Origin of the sequence: Bacillus sp. FSL E2-8887 (assembly GCF_038007205.1) — a bacterium.
GTDB lineage: Bacteria > Bacillota > Bacilli > Bacillales > Bacillaceae_G > Bacillus_A > Bacillus_A mycoides.
Genome location: NZ_JBBOWS010000001.1, coordinates 525,815 through 546,228 on the forward strand (window position 1 = coordinate 525,815; position 20,414 = coordinate 546,228).

22 protein-coding genes are annotated in these 20,414 nt (G+C 35.5%); 16 read left to right on the forward strand and 6 right to left on the reverse strand.

Features of this window, described 5'->3' with window-relative positions; genetic code table 11:
• Positions 1-22: 22 nt before the first annotated feature.
• Entirely contained in the window at positions 23-583 is a 561-nt protein-coding gene (locus tag NSQ08_RS02475) for a nitroreductase family protein (RefSeq protein ID WP_002029893.1), read from the forward strand.
• A gap of 117 nt (positions 584-700) precedes the next feature.
• A complete protein-coding gene (gene spoVR, locus NSQ08_RS02480) occupies positions 701-2,116 on the forward strand; it encodes a stage V sporulation protein SpoVR (protein ID WP_002029894.1) in 1,416 nt (471 codons plus the stop codon).
• 58 nt (positions 2,117-2,174) lie between these two features.
• Here spoVR and NSQ08_RS02485 read toward each other — a convergent pair whose 3' ends face one another.
• Positions 2,175-2,648: a MarR family winged helix-turn-helix transcriptional regulator gene (locus tag NSQ08_RS02485; RefSeq protein ID WP_002140454.1), complete on the reverse strand. Its 474-nt coding sequence runs from the start codon at positions 2,646-2,648 to the stop codon at positions 2,175-2,177.
• A gap of 152 nt (positions 2,649-2,800) precedes the next feature.
• Between NSQ08_RS02485 and NSQ08_RS02490 the strand changes: the two genes are divergently transcribed.
• From NSQ08_RS02490 to NSQ08_RS02530, 9 genes are all read left to right on the forward strand, one after another.
• Positions 2,801-3,385, forward strand: a complete 585-nt coding sequence (locus tag NSQ08_RS02490) for a DUF3238 domain-containing protein (RefSeq protein ID WP_002029900.1) — start codon at positions 2,801-2,803, stop codon at positions 3,383-3,385.
• 136 nt (positions 3,386-3,521) lie between these two features.
• A complete protein-coding gene (locus tag NSQ08_RS02495; protein WP_002140456.1) occupies positions 3,522-4,106 on the forward strand; it encodes a DUF3238 domain-containing protein in 585 nt (194 codons plus the stop codon).
• Positions 4,107-4,347: 241 nt separating this feature from the next.
• Positions 4,348-4,611 (forward strand): metal-sensitive transcriptional regulator, encoded by a 264-nt coding sequence (locus NSQ08_RS02500; protein WP_000456201.1) that lies wholly within the window; start codon positions 4,348-4,350, stop codon positions 4,609-4,611.
• 88 nt (positions 4,612-4,699) lie between these two features.
• Positions 4,700-5,260, forward strand: coding sequence for a sulfurtransferase TusA family protein (locus NSQ08_RS02505; protein WP_340771104.1), 561 nt, complete (start codon positions 4,700-4,702; stop codon positions 5,258-5,260).
• Positions 5,261-5,298: 38 nt separating this feature from the next.
• On the forward strand, positions 5,299-6,435 hold the full coding sequence (locus NSQ08_RS02510) for an MBL fold metallo-hydrolase (RefSeq protein ID WP_340771107.1): 1,137 nt from the start codon (positions 5,299-5,301) through the stop codon (positions 6,433-6,435).
• Positions 6,436-6,456: 21 nt separating this feature from the next.
• Entirely contained in the window at positions 6,457-6,687 is a 231-nt protein-coding gene (locus NSQ08_RS02515) for a sulfurtransferase TusA family protein (RefSeq protein ID WP_002029907.1), read from the forward strand.
• Between the two features lie 38 nt (positions 6,688-6,725).
• Positions 6,726-7,085, forward strand: coding sequence for a rhodanese-like domain-containing protein (locus tag NSQ08_RS02520; RefSeq protein WP_002010729.1), 360 nt, complete (start codon positions 6,726-6,728; stop codon positions 7,083-7,085).
• Between the two features lie 88 nt (positions 7,086-7,173).
• Positions 7,174-7,653 (forward strand): DsrE/DsrF/DrsH-like family protein, encoded by a 480-nt coding sequence (locus NSQ08_RS02525; RefSeq protein WP_002029908.1) that lies wholly within the window; start codon positions 7,174-7,176, stop codon positions 7,651-7,653.
• A 33-nt stretch (positions 7,654-7,686) separates the two neighbouring features.
• A complete protein-coding gene (locus NSQ08_RS02530; RefSeq protein ID WP_002029911.1) occupies positions 7,687-8,460 on the forward strand; it encodes a sulfite exporter TauE/SafE family protein in 774 nt (257 codons plus the stop codon).
• Between the two features lie 33 nt (positions 8,461-8,493).
• Here NSQ08_RS02530 and NSQ08_RS02535 read toward each other — a convergent pair whose 3' ends face one another.
• Positions 8,494-8,934: a hypothetical protein gene (locus NSQ08_RS02535; protein ID WP_002029912.1), complete on the reverse strand. Its 441-nt coding sequence runs from the start codon at positions 8,932-8,934 to the stop codon at positions 8,494-8,496.
• Between the two features lie 149 nt (positions 8,935-9,083).
• On the reverse strand, positions 9,084-10,286 hold the full coding sequence (locus NSQ08_RS02540) for an LCP family protein (protein ID WP_016101760.1): 1,203 nt from the start codon (positions 10,284-10,286) through the stop codon (positions 9,084-9,086).
• 314 nt (positions 10,287-10,600) lie between these two features.
• Between NSQ08_RS02540 and NSQ08_RS02545 the strand changes: the two genes are divergently transcribed.
• Entirely contained in the window at positions 10,601-11,599 is a 999-nt protein-coding gene (locus tag NSQ08_RS02545; protein WP_088265933.1) for a YhdH/YhfP family quinone oxidoreductase, read from the forward strand.
• A gap of 34 nt (positions 11,600-11,633) precedes the next feature.
• On the opposite strand, the gene NSQ08_RS02550 is transcribed toward NSQ08_RS02545, so the two are convergent.
• From NSQ08_RS02550 to NSQ08_RS02560, 3 genes are all read right to left on the reverse strand, one after another.
• Positions 11,634-13,289 carry a Na/Pi cotransporter family protein gene (locus tag NSQ08_RS02550; RefSeq protein ID WP_340771127.1) on the reverse strand — a complete coding sequence of 552 codons (1,656 nt, stop codon included), beginning with the start codon at positions 13,287-13,289 and terminating at the stop codon, positions 11,634-11,636.
• A gap of 510 nt (positions 13,290-13,799) precedes the next feature.
• Complete coding sequence (locus tag NSQ08_RS02555; protein ID WP_215588734.1) at positions 13,800-14,789, reverse strand: NAD(P)-dependent alcohol dehydrogenase; 990 nt, start codon at positions 14,787-14,789, stop codon at positions 13,800-13,802.
• A 186-nt stretch (positions 14,790-14,975) separates the two neighbouring features.
• The gene (locus NSQ08_RS02560; protein WP_340771136.1) at positions 14,976-16,178 is read right to left on the reverse strand and encodes an MFS transporter; all 1,203 of its coding nucleotides are present in this window, start codon (positions 16,176-16,178) and stop codon (positions 14,976-14,978) included.
• A gap of 320 nt (positions 16,179-16,498) precedes the next feature.
• Between NSQ08_RS02560 and NSQ08_RS02565 the strand changes: the two genes are divergently transcribed.
• The 4 genes from NSQ08_RS02565 (at position 16,499) to NSQ08_RS02580 (ending at position 20,344) form a co-directional block, all read left to right on the forward strand.
• Entirely contained in the window at positions 16,499-17,587 is a 1,089-nt protein-coding gene (locus tag NSQ08_RS02565; RefSeq protein ID WP_002029923.1) for a DUF871 domain-containing protein, read from the forward strand.
• 78 nt (positions 17,588-17,665) lie between these two features.
• A complete protein-coding gene (locus NSQ08_RS02570) occupies positions 17,666-19,606 on the forward strand; it encodes a BglG family transcription antiterminator (RefSeq protein WP_002029924.1) in 1,941 nt (646 codons plus the stop codon).
• A 110-nt stretch (positions 19,607-19,716) separates the two neighbouring features.
• Positions 19,717-20,037 carry a PTS lactose/cellobiose transporter subunit IIA gene (locus NSQ08_RS02575; RefSeq protein WP_000131328.1) on the forward strand — a complete coding sequence of 107 codons (321 nt, stop codon included), beginning with the start codon at positions 19,717-19,719 and terminating at the stop codon, positions 20,035-20,037.
• A gap of 1 nt (position 20,038) precedes the next feature.
• The gene (locus tag NSQ08_RS02580; RefSeq protein ID WP_340771139.1) at positions 20,039-20,344 is read left to right on the forward strand and encodes a PTS sugar transporter subunit IIB; all 306 of its coding nucleotides are present in this window, start codon (positions 20,039-20,041) and stop codon (positions 20,342-20,344) included.
• The last annotated feature ends 70 nt before the right edge of the window (positions 20,345-20,414 follow it).

Below are 20,414 nucleotides of genomic sequence, written 5' to 3' on the forward strand. Positions count from 1 at the left end.
TAAAAATAAGGGAGAGAAAAATATGACTACATATACTTCCATCGCAAATGTTATTAAAGAAAGACGCTCTGTTCGTACATTTACAAATAAAGCAGTAGAAAAAGAGCTATTAATTGAACTATTAAACGACGCAATATGGGCACCGAATCATAAACATCGTGAGCCATGGAATTGTAAATTATATATTGGAGAAGGCCGTCAGAAATTAGTAGACGCAGTATTAAACTCTTTCACAGAAGAAGAAAGAGCAAAACGCGGCAAAACTTTATCTGATCGTTTCTTAAGCACACCTGCACAAATCGTTGTTTACATTAATGAAGATCCGCGTCAAATTCAACGTGACGAAGATTACGCTGCAACATGTGCATTTATGCAAAACTTCCAATTACTTGCTTGGGAACGCGGCTTAGGGTGCGTTTGGAAATCAGGTGGATTAAACTACAATCCACTATTTATAGAAGGAATTGGTTTAACAAGAGGTCAACGCATCATTGGAATTCTTCATATCGGCTATTTCGATAAAGCACCAGAAGGAAAAGCTCGTACACCGATTACGGAGAAGATGGAGATCATTGAAGGTTAATTAGAAAGAGGCATTCTCGTTTTTTTAGAGGGTGTCTTTTTATTATGCAATCAATCCTCATGAAAGCTTGTTTCTCATCATACACTTTCTTAAGGGAAAGTGTAAGGAGGGAAAATAATGAGAGCAAGTGATGATAAAGCACTACAATATGCGATTGCTGAAATTACGGAAATTGCGACTGGATTTGGTCTTGATTTTTATCCGATGCGCTATGAAGTATGTCCAGCGGAAATTATCTATACATTTGGTGCATATGGGATGCCGACGAGGTTTTCGCATTGGAGTTTTGGAAAGCAATTTTTCAGAATGAAATTACAATACGATTTAGGACTTAGTAAAATTTATGAACTCGTTATTAACTCTAATCCATGTTACGCCTTTTTATTAGATACGAATTCTTTAATTCAAAATAAATTAATCGTGGCGCACGTTTTAGCACATTGTGATTTCTTCAAAAATAATATTCGTTTTTCTAATACGAAGCGCGATATGGTGGAGAGTATGGCAGCGACAGCAGATCGTGTGAAGGCGTATGAACATAAGTATGGAAGAGAAGAGGTAGAAACATTTTTAGATGCCGTACTTGCCATTCAAGAACATATTGATCCATCGCTTATGCGTCCGAAACTTGCATGGAGTATTGAAGATTTAGAAGAGGATGTAGAAAAGAAAAAGATATCACAGTACGATGATTTATGGAATTTAGATGATCGAAACAAAAAGAGAGAACGACCTAATATGCATAAAAAGAAGAAAATCCCACCGCAGCCAGAAAAAGATTTACTCCTCTTTATTGAAGAATATAGCCGTGAGCTAGAAGAGTGGCAGCGCGACATATTAACGATGATGCGTGAAGAAATGTTATACTTCTGGCCACAGCTTGAAACGAAGATTATGAATGAAGGTTGGGCTTCCTTCTGGCATCAACGCATACTTCGTGAAATGGACTTAACATCTGGTGAAGCAATTGAATTTGCGAAATTAAATGCAGGTGTCGTACAGCCATCAAAAACAAGTATTAATCCATACTACCTCGGTATTAAAATGTTCGAAGATATTGAAGAGCGCTATAACAACCCGACAGAAGAAATGAAACGACGCGGTGTGAAACCTGGTTCTGGTCGTGACAAAATCTTTGAAGTACGGGAAATTGAATGGGATGTATCGTTCCTAAGAAACTATTTAAATAAAAAACTTGTAATGAGAGAAGATATGTACTTATTCCAGCGCCAAGGAAAAGAATATAAAGTAATTGATAAAGAATGGGAGCATGTACGCGATCAACTCGTAAATATGCGCACAAATGGAGGTTTCCCGTACTTAGTAGTAGAAGATGGAGACTACTTAAAGAATGGGGAATTGTACATTAAACATAGCTATGAAGGAATTGAGTTAGATTTAAAATACTTAGAAAAAGTATTACCGTATCTTCATCAGCTATGGGGAAGAACAGTGCATATGGAATCGATTGTGGAGAGTAAGGGCGTTGTGTTTTCTTATGATGGGAAGATGGTGCATCGGAAGTATGTGTGATGGAAAGAACGGACATAGAATTTCTTGTCCGTTCTTTTTTATTATATGGAGTTTTTGTTTACCAAACAGGTCGTATGCTCGATGATAATTTTCCTGTATTTTCTTTAGTAACGAATGTTGTTAAATCCTCTTTAAGCATTTGCATTCGTTCTGCACCTATGTTTGCAATCCATCGTTGTTCTATTTCAGCTACTATTTCTTCTTTTGCTTTCATTACTGCTAAACCACGCTCGGTTAAAACAATAATTTTACCTCTTTTATCAGTAGGATGCGTTTGGCGCGTGACATAACCACTGTTCTCAAGAGAATCTACCATTTTACTTATGGCTTGTTTTGAAACCCCTAAATATTCAGCTAGTTCTATACCGGTTGCTCCATTAGGAAGGATGCGTTTGAACATAAAACCGTGCGCTGGCCTAATATCTTCAAATCCTAATTCACTTAATCTATCATGTAGTTCAGTAATTAATGTGCTGAAAGATAGTGATAAAAGTGATGTAAGATCTAGTTCGTTAAGTGTTTGATGAGTCATGTATATAACCTCCTTACTTATAGTCAATTAAATTGACTATAAGTAGAATCTATTGTACTATACAGGATATAGTCAATCAAATTGACTATATAATAGTAATAGAACAAATAATGATTTATCTAAATAATATTAATGAATTATGGAGGTTTCACATGGTTAATATCGTTAAAATTAGAGGGAGTGTATTTGCACCGTATGCTTTGCTGAAACCTATTCAGGATCCTGCGACGGGAAGAGTGTTTGAATATGCCGGAGATGCACGTGAATTTACACCATACGCTGTGAACACAAAGCGTTCAAGATTAGAACAAGAAGTGGTTGTTGATTTTTATAAAAGAGAAATTTTCACATATGCAGATGCTTGTATCGTTACTGTGAAAATTACAAATCCAGATGGCTCAATTGAGTATCAAAAAGGAGAAACAAGTACAGAAAACATTGCATGTACAAATATTGTATGGAGTGAAGATGAAGTTTCATTTGAAATGAGAGCAAGTGCAAGTAATCCGTTAAACGCGGCAGCACCTGCAGCTGATTATTTTTTGACTATACGAGTTAATGAAAGTGGTACTGCGCATGTTGAAGGTTTACATGATGGTTTTCCTTGCTATGAATTTTATAAACAAATCGACTTTGGTTCATTTGAATTAATATATACACATGATTTCAGGAAAACGGATGATACCCCAGCAGCACTAGCTGGAGAAATGGAATATAGCTTTAAAACGAAAATCTAGATATAAATATAGTGCTATTTTTTAGAAGGAAGTAGCAAACGTAAAAGAGAAAGCTATTGGTTCTAGGATTGAAATTGTGGTCTATTTTATTCAATAGTATGCAGTATATAAAATTAGAATTACAGGGGTGTTTCTTATGACGAATATCGTTAAAATTAGAGCCAGTGTATTTATTCCAATGTCTTGGACAGAACCGCGGAAGGATGCACAAACAGGGAAAGTAATCCAGTTCGAAGGTGATTCACGTGAATTTACACCACATGCGGTAAATACTATGCGCTCTAGAGTTGAGCAAGAGGTAGTAGTGGACTTTTATAAAGAAGAAGTGTTTTCATATGCAAACACGGGTATTACGACAGAGAAGGTCACGAATCCAGATGGTTCTGTGAATAAAAGAACAGGAAAAGCGAGTACTGAAAATATTGTGTGTACGGATATTTCATGGAATTCTGATGGTGTGCAATTCAAAATGAGTGCAAGCGCTAGTAATCCGTTAAATGTGTATGCCCCTCCTGTGGACTATTTATTAACTGTATGTGTGAACAAGGATGGTAGTATCGATATTCAAGGAGAACATGATGGATTCCCTTGTTTCGAATTTTATAAGCAAGTAGATTTCGGTTCATTTGAACAAATTTATACACATGATTTTAGAGAAACTGGTGATACACCTGAAGCGTTAGGTGGAGAAATGGATTATAGTTTTACAAAGAGATTATAAGAAGTAGGATAATAAAACGGTTGATTCCTTGATTCGTAAATGAAATGAATTAGTTGGACTACCAAGCAGTGTAGTTGAGAAATGCAAAAGCCAATGAAATCAGTGGCTTTTGCATTTTTACTATACTCTAGGAGATTTCAAAAAAATAAACCACTTTACAATATACCCTTAAGGGTATATGATATTATACAAAGTTACAAAGTAATGTATAATATAGTTATAATTACGGAGGTGATCTACAGTGGAATATAATCAAGATATGAAAAATAGATTGAAACGTATTGAAGGTCAAGTTCGTGGTGTGCTTCGCATGATGGAAGAGGGAAAAGATTGCCGAGATGTTATTACACAGTTAACTGCATCCCGTTCTGCACTTGATCGTACAATTGGACTCGTTGTTGGAACAAATTTAGAGCAATGTTTGCGCGAGCAGTTTGAAACAGGTAATGGTTCAAATGAAGAGTTAATTAAAGAAGCCGTTCAATTACTTGTAAAAAGCCGATAATCTGTCAAACGTATGTGTTGACAGATTTTCAAAAACATTTTATTATACCCCTATAGGTATATGTATGCTAATTAGGGAGGAAATGATTATGAGTATAAAAGTTGATATGAATTTAGACTGTAAAGGCTTGGCTTGCCCGATGCCAATTGTGAAGACAAAAAAGGCGATGGAAGGGTTGGCATCAGGGCAAGTTATTGAAATAGAGGCGACAGATAAAGGTTCTATGCTAGATATTCAAAGTTGGTCAAGTAAAGTAGGGCATCAATATATCGGAACGAAACAAGAGGGAGATATATTAAAGCATTATGTACGAAAATCCCATGAACATGAAGTAAATGAAGTTGTGAAGTATACTCATACAATTACGAATGGGGAATTGCAAGATCTATTATTAAGTGGTGAAGAGTGTATTGTAGTAGATGTTCGTGAAGCGGCGGAATTTGCCTTTGGTCATATTCCATCTGCCATTTCGGTTCCATTAGGTGAAATAGATAGTGCTATGTTAGACAGTGCGAAACCAATTTATGTTGTTTGCCGAACTGGTAACCGTAGTGATGTAGCTTGCCAAGTGTTGAAAGAGAGAGGTTTTTCAAACGTGAAAAATGTCATTCCAGGTATGTTAGAGTGGCAAGGAAATATAGAAAAATAAAATTTTTTAAATATAAATATACCTCAGGGGGTAATTGAATGAGTGTTAAACTGTTACAAGCAAAAGATGTCGCAGAGAAAGTTTTATTCGGAGAATTGTTTATTTTAGATGTTCGTAATGAAACGGACTATGAAGATTGGAAAATTGAAGGGAAACAAGTTTCTTCTATAAATAAACCGTATTTTGACTTATTAGATGGTGTAGATCATATTGTAGATGAATTGCCGAGGGAGAAAGAAATTTTAGTCGTATGTGCGAAAGAAGGTTCTTCGCAGTTTGTCGCAGAGCAATTGTTACATGCCGGATTCAATGATGTTTATTATTTAGCTGGTGGTATGAAAGCTTGGAGTGAATATGTAAAGCCGTTAAAAGTAGGAGATGTACAGGGCGGAGGAAGTGTATATCAATTTAACCGTCTTGGAAAAGGCTGTTTATCTTATATGATCGTCTCAAACGGTGAAGCAGCAGTTATTGATGCAATCAGAACGGTTGAAGCATATGAAGATTTTGCGGAAGAGCATGGTGTTACTATTACGAATGTCATGGATACACATTTACATGCAGACCATATTTCTGGAGGACGTAGGTTAGCTGAAAAAGTAGGGGGTACGTATTGGTTACCTCCAAAGGATGCGGAGGAAGTCGTTTTCTCATATAAACCGCTTGTTGAAGGATCTGTTATTACGGTGGGGGGTACCAAAATTGAAATTGACGCATTATACTCACCGGGGCATACGATTGGAAGTACATCATTTATTGTAGATGATTCCTATTTATTATCAGGCGATATTTTATTTGTAGATTCAATCGGGCGTCCAGATCTTGCTGGGAAGGCGGAAGACTGGGTAGGGGATTTACGAAATACTTTATATAAACGTTATAAGGAATTATCTCAAGGTTTAATTGTTTTACCAGCTCATTATTCAAAAATAAGTGAAATGGACGACAGAGGCATTGTGAGTGCGCATTTACAAGATTTATTTAAGGAGAATGTAGGGTTAAATATTGCCGATGAGGTAGAGTTTCGTAAAACTGTGACAGAGAACTTACCGCCGCAGCCGAATGCTTATGAAGAAATTCGTCAAACGAATATGGGTAAGATTTATCCGAGTGTGGAAGAAGAGCGTGAAATGGAGATTGGTCCAAATCGCTGTGCAGTTCATGATTCATTATAAAATAACAAACTGGAGGAATAGATGATGAATGTAAAACAAGTATTAGATGCGAAAGGTTTAGCATGTCCAATGCCGATCGTAAGAACGAAGAGAGCGATGGATACTTTACAAACTGGAGAAGTGTTAGAAGTACATGTAACGGATAAAGGATCAGTAAAAGATATTCCAGCATGGTCAAAAACAGGCGGTCATGAAATAGTAAAGCATAATATAGAAGACGATGTGCTGAAGTTTTGGATTAAGAAGGCGTAGTGAAGAACTAGTTTTGTAAAGGCGGAGAGGTTGGTTATATGAATACAATATTAAGTACGCTTTTCATTGTAATTGCTGTATGGTTTGTTATTTCACGTTTTTTACCGGTGAAAGGTGTTCAAAATATAAATGGAAAAGAATTAAAGAGTATAGTGGGAAAACAGGGAAAGCAGTTTATCGATGTTCGTACAGTAGGTGAATATAGAGGAAATCATATGAAGGGATTTCAGAATATCCCGCTAAATGAGTTAGCTAGTAGAGCAAATCAATTAGATAAAAATAAGGAAATAATCGTTATTTGTCAGAGCGGGATGAGGAGTAAGCAAGCAGCAAAAGTATTAAAAAAATTAGGGTTTCAGCGCGTTATCAATGTTTCAGGTGGCATGAACGTTTTGTAAGGAGAAAGTAGGATCAGGTGTAGCTAGATAATTTGAGCCTTTTTACAATTTTTAAAATACCCCTACAGGTAATTAGGAGGAGAACAACATGGAACAACAGAAGAAAACAACAATTGTTTTATTTAGCGGAGATTATGATAAAGCGATGGCTGCTTATATTATTGCAAATGGTGCAGCGGCGTATGATCAAGAGGTGACTATTTTTCATACTTTTTGGGGATTAAATGCTTTAAGGAAAGATGAGCATGTGAAAGTAAAGAAAACGTTCATAGAAAAAGTATTTGGAAAAATGATGCCGCGCGGCGCTGATAAGATGGGATTATCAAAAATGAATTTTGCTGGTATGGGGCCAAAAATGATTAAAGGTATTATGAAAAAACATAATGCGATGCCTTTACCAGATTTAATTGATTTGGCGAAAGAACAGGGAGTTAAACTTGTAGCTTGTCAAATGACAGTAGATTTATTAGGGTTAAAAGAGGAAGAGATTATGGAAGGGGTAGAGTTTGCAGGAGTAGGTGCATATTTAGCAGATGCTTCGGATGGGAATGTGAATTTATTTATTTAAATCACCTTCTTTTTAGAAGGCGGGGGATACAATATGAGTTTAACAGTACTGCTTTTTATTATTGGGTTTATAGGGTCGTTTATATCAGGAATGGTTGGGATTGGCGGGGCAATTATTAATTACCCGATGATCTTATACATTCCAGTATTGCTAGGATTTGCTGGATATACATCACATGAAGTGAGCGGTATTACAGCGATTCAAGTATTCTTTGCAACTTTTGCAGGCGCGTGGGCGTATAGGAAAAGTAACGATATGGATAAAACTTTAGTTGTGTATATGGGAGCTAGTATATTAATAGGAAGCTTTGTAGGTAGCTTTAGTGCGAATCTATTAAATGAGCATGCTGTAAACGTTGTTTACACATTACTAGCTACTATTGCGGCTATTATGATGTTTATACCGAAGCGAAGCAATCGTAAGGGGACAGAAGGAATTACGTACAATAAGTGGCTCGCTAGTTTGCTAGCGTTTATTGTAGGAAGTGTTTCCGGCATTATTGGGGCTGGTGGTGCATTTCTTTTAGTACCGATTATGCTAGTTGTTTTAAAACTACCGATACGTACAACAATAGCAACATCTATCGCTATTACTTTTATTTCCTCGATAGGAATTACTACTGGGAAAGTGATTACTGGACAAATAGTTGTTATTCCGGCTCTTATCGTTGCGATAGCAAGTTTATTTGCCGCTCCTCTTGGAGTGAGAGTAGGGAAGAGAGTGAATCAAAAAGTTTTGCAATACGTATTGTCTACTTTAATTGTAGGAACTGCGATAAAGATGTGGGTTGATATGATATCGAAATAAAAAGATGGTGCTCTTGTAGCACCATCTTTTTATTTACGCCCAAATCACTTTCATTAAGTTCTTATATTCATCGTTTGCCAGTTTATATAGCATTCTCGTATGTTCAAAGACAAGTGCGGGATTAAAGTTTGGTTCTGAGAATGCAAGAGATGTTGAAATATCAATTGCATTTTGTTTGTTTAGCGTGAATTTTGCAAATCGATAAGATGTGTTTAATTCATTGATGACATGTAAAATATCATTTGTTGATGTTGAATCAGGTACAAGAGCAACATTGAAGCAGTATATATCCACAGCAGGATGTTCGCTTTGGAAAGCAGCGATAAGTTGAATTTTTGCGCCAGCTTCTGTTTCTAATCCTACTGAAAAATGTACCGAACCATCATTTTCATCTATATTTTCTTCCATGTATATATCGTTTGATTTTAAGTACTCTTTAAAATCTGAAATGTTATGTTTTACTGCAGCTTTCATATGTGTGGGCCCCCTGATAATTGGAATAGATTACTATTATTTATTATAATTTAAAAATATTAAAAAAGATAGTTGGAAAGTTCTGATTTTTTTGTTTTGAAAGCATTAAAAAGAAGCAGTGCTCTACCTCCATAGAGCACTGCTTCACTTTATTCATTGTCATTAGACGATGTTTCTGTATCTTCACTGTTATTCTTATTTTGAGTTTCATCGTTACTTGATTCGCGTTCACTCGTATTTTCAGACTTAGATTCTTTTGTTTTCTCTGAGCTTGTTTTTTTCGAATCAGAATCAGATTTTGTATAGGCAGGTAGTCCAAGGTGACTACGAAGTTCGTTTGTAACATTAGCTAATTCTTTTTTATCTGGATTGTAGTAGTAAGTTCGGCCACCACCAGATGACTTACTACATGTATCATCACCTTTTGCCATGTAACAATCTTCACCTTCAATTTGTAATTTCTCAATTGAAGAATCTGCTCCATATTTATAGAATGAAAGCATATCATCGAATGTTAAGTTTGTAACGAATTGTCCGTTAATATCATCAATGATGTTACCAACTTTTGTTACGGATCCAACGCTTGTTAGTTTCTTTAAAATTGCTTCAATAACGAGTTGCTGACGTTGTCCACGCATCGCATCACTATCAACGTGTCGTGTTCTAGCAAGAGCAAGAGCTTCTTCACTATTTAACTTTTGAACACCTTTTTTCAGGTGAATTGCATCGGCGTTATCATTACTATCTTGTTCAGTAAATTCAACTGGTACGTCAACTTCAATGCCGCCTAAATCATCAACGATTTTCATGAATGATTTAAAGTTGAATTTTACAAAGTAATCGACGGGAACATTCATTAATTTTTCAACTGCATCAATACTAGCTTGTGGTCCACCATCTTTTCCGTTTTTAGTAGAACCAAATGCATGAGCGTGTGTAATTTTATCTTTTTTCTTTTCTACTGGAATATAAGTATACGTGTCACGTGGAATACTTAATAGCTTTACAGTTTTGCTATCTTTATTAAACGTTGCAAGTAATAGTGCATCCGTTCTTATAGCTTCACCATATTCTTTCCCACGGACATCGCTTTCATCAACACCCATTATTAAGACAGAGACGTTATTTGTAATAGGTTTTACAGCTTTATCACGTAAATCAGATTTATCACCGCGCGCTAAATCGTGAGCGGCATTTCGAACAGCAGAAGATGCTTTATTTACTAAAAACCATGTATAACCGCCACCTACTATTAAAAAGAATAGAATGACGCTTATAATAATTTTTGTTTTTTTCTTACTTTTTTTCGGTTTATTGCGTGTATTTTCTTGCAAAGATGGGTTTTGCTCCATTTCTTGTACTCCTTCATTTGAATTGAAATACGACACTCATATCCACTTATTATAATGAAATTTAGCGAAAAAAAACATTACAAATCATTTACATTTCGTAAAAATTCAATTTATTTATAAAAAGTCAGATTTTCTATATTTTATTTTTAAGATGTAGAACAAGTATAATGTGTTTTAGTAGAAATGAAAATATGTATTGTGAGAAAGTGATAGAGAAGTAAGATTTGTTGAAATATAGCCAAGAAGATGTGATTAGCTGTATATATACTTCTTATATAATAAAGAAAGATTTTACGGATGAAGGAGAGAGCATAATGAATCATACATCATTCCGAGCAATTGTCGTGAACGAAAAAGAAAATAATCAATTTGAAAGAAATCTTGTTGAGAGAGAAATTAATAGTTTACCTGAAGGAGACGTATTAATACGTGTTTATTATTCTTCATTAAATTATAAAGATGCCCTTTCAGCTACTGGTAATAAAGGTGTAACGAGAACATATCCTCATACACCTGGCATAGATGCAGCGGGAGAGGTAGTTAATAGTGAAAATAACGCCTTTCAGGAAGGCGATCAAGTTATTGTAACTGGATATGATTTAGGTATGAATACTTCTGGTGGTTTCGGGGAATATATTCGCGTGCCATCATCTTGGGTTGTTCATTTACCAAAAGAAATGACTTTGAAGGAAAGTATGATGTACGGGACAGCAGGTTTTACAGCTGCCCTATCGGTATATAAGCTTATTAGGGCGGGAATTACGCCTAGTATGGGAGATGTTTTAGTAACGGGTGCTACGGGCGGAGTAGGCAGTGTAGCAGTTAGCATTTTAGCGAAGCTAGGATATAACGTAGTAGGATCAACTGGGAAAATGGAAGAGGAACAGATGCTGCTACGTTTAGGTGCAAAAAAGATGATTCATCGCGCGGAGTTGAGTGATGAATCAGGAAGACCGATGCTTAAAGGAATATACGCTGGAGTTGTCGATACCGTAGGCGGAAGCATGTTAGAAAGTTCTTTAAAGGTAGTTAAGTATGGAGGCTGTGTAACAACGTGTGGTAACGTAGCAGGGCATGAATTAAATACAACTGTATACCCATTCATATTACGAGGGATTAGCCTTTTAGGAATAGATTCAGTTCAATGTCCAGTAGATGTGAGAAGAGACGTGTGGGCATTGCTAGCAGGTGAGTGGAAAAATTCAGAGCTATTATCTTATACAGAAGAATGTACATTAAAAGAATTAGATGAGAAGTTTACACTTATACTGCAAGGAAAGTTAAAAGGAAGAACGGTTGTAAAGATGAAATGAAAAAAGAGACGCTTAAATTAGCGTCTCTTTCCTATTATAATGATTGTTTTAAATTTACTTTTCCTTGTTCACCTAAAACACCATCAGCGATATTTACAGCGTGATCACCGATACGCTCTAAGTTACTTACCATATCAACGTAGATGATGCTTGCATCACCTGAACAGCTACGTTCGTTCAGACGTAACACATGGCGTTTACGTAAAACACGTTCCATTTGGTCAATTTTACGTTCTTTTGCAATAACAGTTTGAGCTAGTTCAGTGTCAAAGTTTGTTAAAGCATTGATTGCATCTTGTAATGTTGAAATTGTTAATTCAAGCATTTCATTTAATTCAGCTAGTGCTTCATCTGATAGTGAAACGCGGTTTGAAATTTGGAAATCTACAAGTTCTACAAGGTTTTCTACATGATCACCGACACGTTCAATATCTCCAACAACACCTGCTAAAACGGAATGTTTTTCAGAGTCTGTAGGTGAAAGTGGTTTTTCTGATAGTAAAACTAAATACTCAATAATTTTTTTATCTAAATTGTTAATAGCTCCTTCTAATTGAGTAGCCATGTCAGCATGTTTTTTATCTTGTGTATTTAAAAATTGGTTTGCTTCTTTTAATCCATGTAATGAAAACTCAGCCATACGAATGATTTCTTTTTGAGCTTCTGTTAAAGCGATAGCTGGAGATTGCTCAATAAAGATTGGATTTAAATGTTGCGGTTTGAAGTTAATAGATGCATCTTCACCACGAATAATTTTTGTTACAATCCAGGCTAATACTGCAATGAATGGGAACTGAATGATTGTATTCGTTACGTTAAACGTCCCGTGTGCAAATGCAATTGTCATTTCTGGATTTAAGTTTAATGACGTTTGGAAATATTGAATTAAACTTGTAAATGGTATTAATATAATCGTAAAGATAATGGTACCGATAATATTAAAGATAACGTGAACTAATGCTGCACGTCTTGCTGCAATTGAAGTACCGATTGCTGCTAATACAGCTGTAATTGTCGTACCGATGTTATCACCGAACAATACAGGAAGAGCAGCTTGTAAATCGATTGCACCTTGACCGAATAGTTCTTGCAAAATACCGATTGTCGCACTTGAACTTTGTACAATTAAAGTGAAGACTGTGCCAACAACAATTCCTAAAATTGGATTATCACTCATGCTAACCATTAACTCTTGGAATGACTCTAAAGCACGAAGAGGTTTCATACCTGCGCTCATTAATTCTAAACCGAAGAATAACATACCAAAACCGAATACAACTTGACCTACAGAATGTACTTTTTTATTTTTAAAGAAGAATAGTAAGATTGCTCCAACTGCCATAATTGGGAGAGCGTATTCTCCGATTTTAATCCCGATAATAAATGCAGTAACTGTCGTACCGATGTTCGCACCCATAATAACACCAATTGCTTGTCTTAATGTCATAAATCCGGCACTTACAAGTCCGACTGTTAAAGCGGTTGTTCCTGAACTTGATTGAATTAATACTGTAACTAACATACCTGCTAGTACACCCATAAGAGGGTTTGTTGTAAAACGATCTAGAATATCACGAAGACGATCTCCAGCTGCTTGTTGCAGTCCATCGCCCATGTATTTAATCCCGAATAAGAAAATACCTAATCCACCAATGAACTGGAAGATCATATCTTGAATATTGTATTCCACGCATTCCACTCCTTAAATTTCATGTACGATGTAATTATTAACTAAACCTTGAGGCACTGTAAACGGTTTATCAGTAAAATTTACACTAAATTTACAAAGGGATAAAAAGTTTACAAATCTTTAAAGAAACACCTGGATTTAATTGGTTTTTCAGATGATATATCTGATCGGTTTGTAAAGAAGTCACATTTATCACACTATTTGCGGATAGTAAAAATAGGTGAAGGGAAACTACCCAACTGGGTATGTGGATTGGAATTTTATTTTGTTATGATGATGGTTCTTTGCATATTTTTTGATTAAAGTTAGAAAAATATGTAGGGAAACGGGGGAGGTTTGAAATGGATTTATTTAATGAGAGTAAAAAACGATTAAATTATTTTAAACTGTTTTCTTTTGAGATGCTCGCAACAATAAAAAAGAGCAATTCGCATATGAATTTGCTCTGCTTTTTTATGTTAAAAACTTTCGGTGCTTTGCATTTTAACAATTATGCAAAGTGTTTTTTCTTTATTTAGAATCGTCATTATGCTCCATAGTTATGACGACATTTCCCTTCTTATGTCCTTTTTCAACATATATGTGAGCCTCAATAATTTCCTCAAAAGTGTATTGCCTATCAATGACCACTTTTATTTTACCGTTCTCAACAAGTTTTTTAAGGAAATTTAATGCTTCGGAAGTTTCAGGTGCGTTTTGACTTAATATGAGTTTCACGCGACTTGTCAATTTAGTCCAGAGCATTTGAGCACTTGGTAACGGTTCAACGATATTTATATAGGTACCATCTTCTTTTAACATTTTAATACACTCTGAAAAGGAGCTCCTGTTTACCGCTTCAAAGATAACATCATAAGTTTCGTCTGTAGTAGAAAAATTTTTTGTGGTGTAATCAATTACTTCGTCAGCGCCTAGAGATTTGACCAATTCTAAATTTGAGCTACTGCACACACCTGTAACTGTTGCGCCGAAATACTTGGAAATTTGTACTGCATAACTTCCGACACTTCCAGAAGCTCCGTAAATAAGAATGTTTTGACCGCTTTGAACGTTAGCTTTCCTAAGGGAAAACAAAGCTGTACGTGCTCCAATTGGGATGGCTGCGGCTTCTTCATAGGATATATTGGAGGGCTTCATGCACACTGCTCCACCTTCAGGTAGACAAATATACTCAGCATAAGAACCAAAATTTACTTGGGTAGCTGCAAAAACTTGGTCTCCTTTTTTAAATCGTGTGACGTCTTTTCCTACCGCTTCAACTTCACCAGCCAATTCCATTCCGAGTATTTGTTTTTTCGGTTGCTTAAAGCCAAGTGCGATTCGAGCGGGTAGCCAAACAGAAGAGGGAACCGTAAAACTTCGTGAGCGAATATCTCCTGCTGTTACGGTTGTCGCTTTTATTTTTACTAGTATTTCATTGTCCTTAGGAGTAGGTTTTTCTATCTCTTTCAGTTGAAGAACGTCGGGGAGACCGTATTTTGTGTACACTATTGCTTTCATTAATATTTCCTCCAATTCGTTCTATATATATTAATATCATACGAACAACATGAATAAATAGAACAGCGGTTCACTCTTCAATACAATGCAAAAAGCAGTGTGATTTTTTTAGGAATCCACTGCTTTTTACAAATGTGTATACATGATTTTTTGGTCTAAGTACTTCGAAAAAGAACCAACTAGCCATTACCCAACGGCTTTTTCTTTTGTTTTATCCCCCTGTTTTTGCTTCCGTAAGCTTGTGATGTAAATGAAAAGAAAAGCGATAAGTAATAGAGAGGAATATCGATATACAGTTGCATAGTTGGTAAAGTGTGCAATGAATCCAAAAATAATCGCTCCAGCACCAATTCCAAGATCAAATGCTGAGAAGAATGTTGCTGTTGCTACTCCTCTCCGGTGCGGTGCTACTCGGTCAATCATCCATGCTTGTAGTGCCGGTTGAATTGCTCCGAAACCACTGCCGTAGCACGCTGCGGCAATAATTAAACTCGGAATTGTAGTTGTATACGACAGCAAGATAATACCTGTAAACGTAATAATAACTCCTGGAATGATGACGAATGTATGGCCTTTCGTATCATATAATCTTCCAGAAAACGGACGAGTTACAGCGATTGCAAGTGCGTTAAATAAAAAGAAGAGACTGATATCAGCAATCCCGACTTCCGTAGCAAATAATGTGATAAAGCTCCCAATTCCCCCGTACATTAATGTAATACATAATATTAATAATGAAGGAAGTAAAGCTTTACGCTCAATAAATCCATCGAGAAAGGTACCAGATGCCTGCTGTGGTGGTTGCGGCGATTTTTTGATTTGAAGTAGTTTCGTTAATATTAATGAAACTATTGTGCATGAAAGTGCACATAAAAAAAGAATCGTGAAGTTATATGCTTGCATAAGCCAAAGTCCGATAAGCGGACCGAGCGCCATGGCGATAGTTCCAGAAAGACCGAAATACCCCATGCCTTCACCGCGGCGAGCTTGCGGAATTAAATCTGAAACGACAGTTCCGTATGTAGTCGTTGTAATACCAAAACCAGCTCCGTGTAAAATTCGAACGGCAAGCAATAGGAAAACGGTTGAAGCGAAAAGATAACTGCCCATAGCGAGTAAACAAATAGCGGTACCGATCATTAAAATGATTTTTTTGTTGAATTTCTGCAAGGCATTTCCAGTTAGCGGCCTAATAAAAAGTGCTGCAACGGTAAACATGCCGACAACGAATCCGATATTTGAACTTGTGCCCCCAATTTCTTTCACATAAACAGGTAAAGTTGGAATTAACATTTGAAATCCTAAAAACATACATAAGTTTGCTAGAATTAGCGCAATAAACTCTTTCGTCCATAACGGTTCTCGTTTTACGAGTACTGCCTCTCCCATATATTCATCCCCTATATAAAAGTTTTCTCTATTCTTTCGAGTATATGTATTGGTCAACGTAACAGTCAAGGAAGGTGCCTTGAAAACGTATAACAATTTTCGAGGCGAAAAAACTGACAAATTTGTGTAAAAGCTACACAACTATGAAAAAAAGATGTAAAGTATAGATGTATAGACTAGTAGTTGTTATGAATGATAGAAATTGTTTTTTCTTTAAAGAAAGCGGATTCAAATTGTAGTGGAAGAAAAGGGGATACATACTTTTTCGCTACATATATTTGAAAAGGTTTACAATATGATGAAGAAAGAGGCGTGTACATATGAGACGATTAGGTATTTCTATTTATCCAGAACATTCGACAGTAGAGAAAGATAAAGAGTATGTAACATTAGCGAGTAAATACGGATTTACACGTGTATTCACATGTTTATTATCTGTAGATGGCGAAAAAGAGAAAATTATAGAAGAGTTTAAAGAAACGATCTCTCATGCAAATGCATTAGGGTTCCAAGTATTAGTTGATATTAGTCCGTCTGTCTTTACACAATTAGGTATTTCATATAATGATTTATCGTTCTTCCATGAGTTAGGAGCGTACGGTATCCGTTTAGATGTTGGATTCTCTGGTTTAGAAGAATCGATTATGACTTACAATCCATACGGCTTAAAAATTGAAATTAATATGAGTAACGGTACGAAATATGTAGATAACATTATGAGCCATAGACCAAATCGTGAAAATTTAATTGGTTGCCATAATTTTTATCCACATCGTTATTCAGGATTATCATACGATCATTTCATTAAATGCTCGAAACAATTTAAAGATTACGGTATGAGAACAGCTGCTTTTATTTCATCATTCGATGCAACGTACGGGCCTTGGCCAGTAACAGAAGGGTTATGTACGTTAGAGCAGCATCGCGAATTACCGATGACAACACAGGCGAAGCATTTGTTTGCAACAGAATTAATTGATGATGTTATTATTGCGAATGCTTATGCTTCAGAAGAAGAATTACAAGCACTAGGTGCGTTAAATAAAGAGAAACAAACATTTGATATAGAACTATACGATACAACAACAGATTTAGAAAGAATTATCGTATTAGAAGAACCTCATTTTTATCGCGGGGATGTATCTGAATATATGATTCGTTCTACACAAAGTCGTGTGAAATATAAAAAAGAAGAGTTTAAACCGCATAATACGCGTGAAATTAAGCGTGGCGATCTTTTAATTGATAATGAGCAATATGGCCAATATAAAGGTGAATTGCAAATTGCTTTAAAAGATATGGTGAATACAGGAAAAACAAATGTAGTTGGCCGAATTATAGAGGAAGAAATCTTCTTATTAGATTATTTACAAGCTTGGGATAAGTTTGGATTTACGCTAAAGAAATAATGAACGCGGGATAAAAGGGGAAAAACTACTGATTTCAGTGGCTTTTTCCCTTTTATATAAAGAGCGAGAGGAAGAGCTATGACAAAAGTGCATCAGCGATTAATTTCCATTTTAGAGGAGTTTTTAGAAGAGAAATCGATGTTAAATCGAGCTTTTTTAGCGAGCCGTTTACACGTATCAACGAAGACGATTCAAAAGGATATAAAATTATTAAATGATATATTGGAAGAACACGGAGCGAAAATTGAATCACAAAGAGGGAATGGGTACGAACTAGAAATTATACAAACTAAGAAGTTTGAAGATTTTTGCGTAAATGTATTTCAAAAACAGACAGAAAAGATTCCAACTTCTTATGAAGAAAGAGTAGCCTATATTTTACACCGTATTTTAACGACAGATGGGTATGTGAAGCTTTCACAGCTAGCGGAAGAGATTTATGTGAGTAAATCTACTGTAAACTTAATTATGAAAGATGTTACGGATATTTGTAGTCGCTATGAGTTACAAATTGAAAAAAGACCATATTATGGTATACGTATTGTAGGAGAAGAATTTAATATTCGTTCTTGTTTATCACAATATGGTTTGCCACGTTATGACCATACTCCGTTTCATGAGAACTATGAGCAGACGGACACATATTTATCGTTACCCCATATTTCTCTCATCCGCTCAGTTATACTAAAGTATATCGAGGGAGGAACGATATATTTATCAGATATAGAAATTGATAATTTATCAATTCATATTGCGATTGCCTTAAAGAGATGCAGGGATGATCATTACATTCAAGCACTGCATGTAGAGGAATCTGAACTTATAATAAAGAAAGAATATAAAATTGCGAAACAGATTTTAGGGAATTTAGGGGAAGAGCTAAAACTTCAATTTCCAGAAGAAGAAATTTTATATGTGACGATGCATTTATTAAGTACTGCTGTTACAGCGAGAGATCGCTATGAAAATGTGGAAGAGCTATTAGGGAAAGACGTATATGCATTCATGCAGCATATTCTTTTCAAAGTAGCGGAAGAACGGAATCTTACTTTTTATTATGATGAAGAATTATTATTTGGTTTTGGTGTTCATTTAAAAACGTTATTAAATCGTTTGAAGTATAAGTTAAATACGCGAAATCCTCTTTTGGCAGAAGTGAAAAAAAATTATCCATATGCTTTTGAAATTGCAGTTCTCGTTGGAGATATAATTGGTGAATATACGGGTGAATCCATTCCAGAGAGTGAGATTGGTTATATTGCCATTCACTTTGGTGGGGCGATGAGCCGCTTGCAGGAAAATAATCAAAAGAAAAGATGTTTATTAGTTTGTGCAACTGGTCAAGGGAGTGCACAACTACTGAAATATAAAATTCTATCACATTTCCGAGATAAACTAGAGATTGTAGGTATTACAGGGTACTATCAATTGAAAGTGGAAGATCTTTATAAAGATAAAATAGATTGTATTATTAGTACGATTCATATACCGAGTGGTTTGCCTGTTCCGGTTATAAAGGTAAACTCAATATTTGATGATAAAGAGATTAAATCAATTGGTAAGCAGTTATTTACACATGTGAATGATAGTATGCAGCAATATATTAAGGAAGATTTGATCTTCTTAAATCGTAGTGCTTCTACGAAAGAGGAGGTTATTCAGTTTTTATGTGAGAAAGCTGCTGAGAAAAACTATGTACCCGCAAACTTTTATGCTTCTGTTATGGAGAGAGAGAACACATCTCCTACAGCGGTTGGAAACTTAGTGGCAATTCCGCATCCGATGCAATTATTAAGCGATACGACATTTTTGATGTTTTGTACACTCGATAAGGCGATTGACTGGGGAGATAAAAAAGTACAAGTTATTATTTTATTTAGTGTGAAGCGCAATAATAATGAAGATTTACAAAAGCTTTATGATTTTTTATATGATATTATGTCTAATCAAACTATAATAGAAAAATTGCATCAGGCTCAAGCTGTTGATGATTTTCAAGAAATCTTACTATCATTATGAAAAAGTATATTAAAACTTCCGTTACATAACGGAAGTTTTTTATGTTTAATTGTATGCGTTTTCATAATAAGATGAAAATATAGAAAAAACATAGCTTGGAGGAATTTAAAATGACTGATATGCAAACTCCATTTGCGTTAATTTTACATGGCGGCAACGCGAGAAGCGCGGCACTTGAAGCAATCGCTTTTGCAAGACAAGGAGATTTTGAGAATGCGAGTGAAAAGATGACACTTGCTAGTGAAGAAATTTCAGCAGCTCATCGCATTCAAACAGACTTAATTCAAGAAGAAGCAAGAGGCAATCATGCAGAAATAAGTTTATTATTAGTGCATGCACAAGATCATTTAATGAATGCCATTACAGTGAAAGAACTTGCTGAGGAATTTATTACTCTTCATAAACGAGTGGAAGAGAAAGTGACAGTGTAATATGTACATTTTATTATGTTGTGCAGCAGGCATGTCAACGAGTATGGTTGTAAGAAAAATGCAAGAAGAGGCAAAGAAACAAGGGAAGGATTATAAAATTAAAGCAGTTGATTCGGAACTTGTGAAACTGGAAATGAAAAATGCTGATGTTGTTTTAATTGGACCACAGGTGAAGTATTTGTTTCCAGTGGTAGAGTTTCTTGCAAAGTCATACGATATACCAGTTGCAATTATAGAGCAGCGAGATTATGGTATGTGTGATGGTTTGAAAGTACTTAAGCAAGCTGAACAATTAGTTTTAGCGTAATTATATTTTTTTAAATATAAACATTATAATGTTATAACTTTTACTTTTGTCAGATTGAACATAGGGAGGG